1 protein-coding gene is annotated in these 1,492 nt (G+C 45.9%); it reads right to left on the bottom strand.

The annotated features are described in order from the left end of the window. Positions 1-221 precede the first annotated feature (221 nt). Positions 222-1,187 (bottom strand): IS110 family transposase, encoded by a 966-nt coding sequence (locus tag HPS55_RS14000; protein WP_172178089.1) that lies wholly within the window; start codon positions 1,185-1,187, stop codon positions 222-224. Between the last annotated feature and the right edge of the window lie 305 nt (positions 1,188-1,492).

Genomic DNA, 1,492 nt, shown 5'->3' on the forward strand with positions numbered 1-1,492 from the left:
CCAGATAGAAAGTTATCGGCTCCGAGCCTTATTAGAGTATTAGTCCATACAACTATCGACCGGTTCAAATATAATTAAGTACAAAGTTATGAACTATAATAAGAGAATTGAATACGGTTAACGATAATTATCATAATTATGCAGATTATCTCGCATGGAAAGCTCGTTGGGGCTGACTTCACATCCCGTTGGCGCATATCGTTCCCTCCTCAGATGAGTATCTATGGCCTTTTGGACTTGAACCCATCGACATACGTTTTTCCTTGCGTGACAACAGCGAAGGCTTGCCTTACAAGTTTGTTGGCGACAGCAACGACCGCCACCTTACCTGGCTTGCCGTTAGACCGCAGACGGTCGAAACAAGCCTTGCACTCGGTGTTGCACCTGAGTGACGAGAACGCCGCCACATAAAGCTGGCTTCTAAGGTTTGAATCCCCGTTTCGGTTAATGTGACCTTTGACATTGACTGACGTACCGGATTGTTGGTAAGTAGGCGACAAGCCCAGATAACGGGTAAGCTGCTTGGCGTTATCAAAGTATGTGAACCCGCCGGTGGCCACAATAAGCGCGGCAGCCAGTGTGACACCGATACCTTTGATGGAGGTGAGCAAGTCCATCTGTTTCTTGTACTCGCCTTGCGCCAATGAGGCCAACTCTTCTTCCATCCCTTTGATTTGCTTTTCAAGAAACGCGATTGTCTTTTCAATAGTCTTCTTGCATTTCGGATCAAAGAAAGGAAGGACCTCCATTGAACCTTGGAGGTTTCGGGTTGCCACAAGCTGCTTTTTGAGTTGGCGTAGCACCGTGCGCTTCTGTTTAAGGACGAGTATTGAATCGCTGCGCAACTTATAAGGTGCAGGTTGCATCCTCTCCCCGTACAGGGCAATCAGACGGGCATCAATCTCGTCCGTCTTGGTGACGGAGAGCATGGCACGGGCGAAGTTCTTTATATTCAGCGGATTCTCAAGGCTGACGGTTATCCCGGCTTCGGAAAGCAGATAGACAAGCAACGCGCTGTAATTGCCGGTAGCTTCCAGAACGCAATGGTGCTCGGCTGCTGAAATGGTTTGGATGAACTCATGGACACCTCTTACAGTGTTCTTGAATGTTTTTGTCCTGCCTGTCCTGGCGGACGAATAAGCGACAACGAAAGTCGCCTTGCTGACATCGATTCCAACGTAGGTCATAGTCTAAAACTTTTATTAAACAACATCATCACATCGTGAGCCATCATTGCGAATGCGGGGTCTAAAAGCCCATTGAACTATCCGGTTTCTGATGTAAGAATGTGGGGACGAAACATAACTCACGGTCTTCAGGACTAATGAAAAATCGGTCTTATTCCACACTTTGATGTTGAAAATTTATGCAAATATACAACGATTAAATAATATACAATGAAAAAAGTATTTGTTGGGATTGATTTTTCGAAAGAAAAATTTGATGTGGCCGTAATTTTTGCAGACGGCCTGTTGGAAACGGCTTGCAGAGA

This window comes from Xylanibacter rodentium (genome assembly GCF_013166575.1).
GTDB classification, from domain to species: Bacteria; Bacteroidota; Bacteroidia; order Bacteroidales; family Bacteroidaceae; genus Prevotella; species Prevotella rodentium.